At 30.0% G+C, this 2,969-nt stretch carries 2 protein-coding genes and 1 pseudogene; 2 read left to right on the forward strand and 1 reads right to left on the reverse strand.

Annotated elements, in window-relative coordinates:
- Positions 1 to 107, reverse strand: a pseudogene (locus tag GSF08_RS11445) (IS30 family transposase); the annotation flags it as partial.
- A gap of 710 nt (positions 108 to 817) precedes the next feature.
- Between GSF08_RS11445 and GSF08_RS11765 the strand changes: the two are divergent.
- Both GSF08_RS11765 and GSF08_RS11455 read left to right on the forward strand, forming a co-directional pair.
- Positions 818 to 913, forward strand: a complete 96-nt coding sequence (locus tag GSF08_RS11765; RefSeq protein ID WP_249806133.1) for a helix-turn-helix domain-containing protein — start codon at positions 818 to 820, stop codon at positions 911 to 913.
- A gap of 2 nt (positions 914 to 915) precedes the next feature.
- Positions 916 to 2,781, forward strand: coding sequence for an HsdM family class I SAM-dependent methyltransferase (locus tag GSF08_RS11455; RefSeq protein WP_160625927.1), 1,866 nt, complete (start codon positions 916 to 918; stop codon positions 2,779 to 2,781).
- The last annotated feature ends 188 nt before the right edge of the window (positions 2,782 to 2,969 follow it).

A 2,969-nucleotide genomic window follows, 5' to 3' on the forward strand; every position in this document is an offset into this window, starting at 1 on the left:
TTTGGTCTTAAACTGATCGGTAATACCGTCTTATTGGCTATATACCATTCTAAATGATTCATCATACCATTCACCTTCTTTTTCCGCTTACTGCGTTTATAACAGGTGTCTTGGACTCGGATATTGAATGAATGATGTTATAATCTTTATAGGTATCGTTGAATACCAGTGAGGAATAGGTGGCACCCTGGTCTGAGTGTAAAATAGTTGGGTAACTTATTCCTTTTCATTTATCTAATAGTCCTGCCAGTCTATCAAAATAAGGAACAGAACTATGTGTTTATTACTATATGCGTAACTTACTATTTCGTTATTGAACGCATCCATATATAGAACTACATTATAGCACTCATTTCGATACTTCATACATCTCATATTGGTAACGACGATTTCTAGGGGGCGTGTTGTATTGCAATGATTATGAATCAGATTAGGATATTTTTAGTGCTCTTCACCACAGTGTTGAGGAAATTGTAATAAATGAGATTATTAACTTGTAAGTTAGGAATGTACAAAATATATTTAAATTTTGTATGATAAATAGAATATATATTATGAACTAATGAGAAAATTAAAATTTTATTATGAAAAGCCATAAAAATAAATGTGTAAATATAATCAAAAGCAGAGCAAAAAACATAGTGAAAACTTTGTTTTTTATGATACAATTAAATTGTTATATATTTTAAAGGAAGTTTTTTATGGGTGGTTTCTTATAAAAAATTATGGCATTTATTATTAGATTGTGATATGAAGAAGAAAGATTCGGCGGAACTTTCGGGAATCAGTCCATATACTATTAATAAAATAAATAGAGATGGATGTTACTGTGGTAGTTATAGAAAAAATATGCCAAACACTAAATTGTAAAGTGGATGATATTTTAGAATTTACTAAAGAACAGGAGAAATAGTCATGAATAGATTTGATATAATACAAAAAATAGGTGCGAAGTATCATGTTGGCAACACAGAAACTTCAGAGTTTAGTTATGTAAAAGCTCTGGCATCAATTAATAAGGATATTAAAGATTATCAAAAAGGAGATACACAACAGAAACACCAATTTTTAGATATTCGTTTTGAAAATGAGAGATTAGTAGTTCTAGTAGAATGTAAAAATAAATTTAGTCGATGGAAAAAAGAAAAGATACAAAAACAATTACAAGATTATGTTAGGTATGAAAAGGCATATTCAGATAAAAAAATTGTAGCGATTTTAGCTGAAACTGAAGGGAATGATGTTTGGGTTTGGTTTGGACAATCGGTTATCATTGATGATGAACATCTAAAAATTGAAGAAACAAGTTTAAAAACATTTGAAGAATATGAAAATCTTTGTTTTGGAAAAGTAAATGATAAACTCAAAATTGTAGATTCAATTAAGATTCTTAATGAAAAATTACATTCTGATGGTGTCAATGAGAAATTAAGAAGTCAATTTGTAGGCACTTGTTTATTAGCTCTGAAAAATGGCTTGAATTATCAAAACGTTAATGAAACACTTGATCCTAACACTGGGAAAACGTTGTCTCAAGAAAAAATAGTAATTGCAAGTATAAAAAGTATATTATCTGGATTACTGTCGAAAAGTGGTGATATTTCCGATTTGAATAAAGCAGGCAAACTGGCTATATTAAATCACAAAGTTTTAGATGATCAAGATATTACCAATTTAACTTATACAGAGTTGAAAGATATTTTAAGTTTTATAGATTTTAACATTGTACCTTATATAAATGATCAGAATACAGCAGGACAAGATTTGTTAAACCTCTTTTTTACAACATTTAATAAATATGTTGGAAAGTCAGATAAAAACCAAGCATTCACCCCAGATCATATATGCGATTTTATGAGTAAAGCTGTAGGGGTCAACAAAAACTCAAGAGTATTAGATCCTTGCTGTGGATCAGGGGCTTTTATTGTTAGAGCAATGACAGATGCAATGGATGATTGTGAAACAGAATCAGACCGTGATAATGTAAAAAAAAGAAAAATCTTTGGTATTGAATATGAAGACGGTGCGTTTGGTTTGTCTTCCACCAATATGCTAATACATGGCGATGGTAACTCTAATGTAATACAGGCTTCAATGTTTGAAAGAGGTGAATGGATAAAAGATAAAAATGTAAATGTAGTGTTAATGAATCCTCCATATAATGCTACAAAGAAATTTTGTGATCCAGCATACACCAAAACATGGAATTCTAAACAAAAAGAAGATCCGTCTAAGGGATTTCATTTTGTTGAATGGATTGCAAAGCATGTGCCAAGTACTTGTAAAATAGCGGTACTATTACCTATGCAAGCTGCTATTGGTAATAGTGGAGATGTAAAAAAATATAAAAAAATAATGATGGATAGTTATACATTGGATGCGGTATTTTCGCTTCCAAATGAGATGTTTTATCCTGGAGCTTCAGCAATTGCTTGTTGTATGATTTTTGATTTATCTCAAAAACATGAAAGAGCAAATCGAAATACTTTTTTTGGATATTTCAAAGATGATAAATTTATTAAAAGAAAAGGCCTTGGTAGAGTAGATCAGACTGATCAAGATGGAAATAGTTTATGGCAAAGTACAGAGCTACAATGGTTGGAGTTGTATAAAAATAAAAGAGAAGTTCCTGGATTGTCTGTAATGCAAAGGGTTACGTATGAAGATGAGTGGCTTGCAGAAGCATATATGGAAACAGATTATACAAAATTATCGGTAGATGATTTTGAAAAAACTGTTAGAGATTATTATTCATATTTAATAAAGAGTGGTGATAGATAATGTTGAATACAGATAAATGGAAATATTTTAATTTACAACAAATTATATATGTCTTTTTGAGTATCTTTTTATATCTTCTTAAATGTCCGCATAGCCTTATTTTATCGGCTCTACGGGCATTTTGCTTTTGTGGTAAACCTCACATATCTAGGTCTATCTTCTTATATTTTCCCTATCAATCGTGGTTA

This window comes from Copranaerobaculum intestinale (assembly GCF_009831105.1).
GTDB classification, from domain to species: domain Bacteria; phylum Bacillota_I; class Bacilli_A; order Erysipelotrichales; family Erysipelotrichaceae; genus Copranaerobaculum; species Copranaerobaculum intestinale.

Coding starts and splice junctions, on each gene's coding strand:
- GSF08_RS11765 (WP_249806133.1), top strand. CDS start 818: ATGGATGTTACTGTGGTAGTTATAGAAAAAATATGCCAAACACTAAAT.
- GSF08_RS11455 (WP_160625927.1), top strand. CDS start 916: ATGAATAGATTTGATATAATACAAAAAATAGGTGCGAAGTATCATGTT.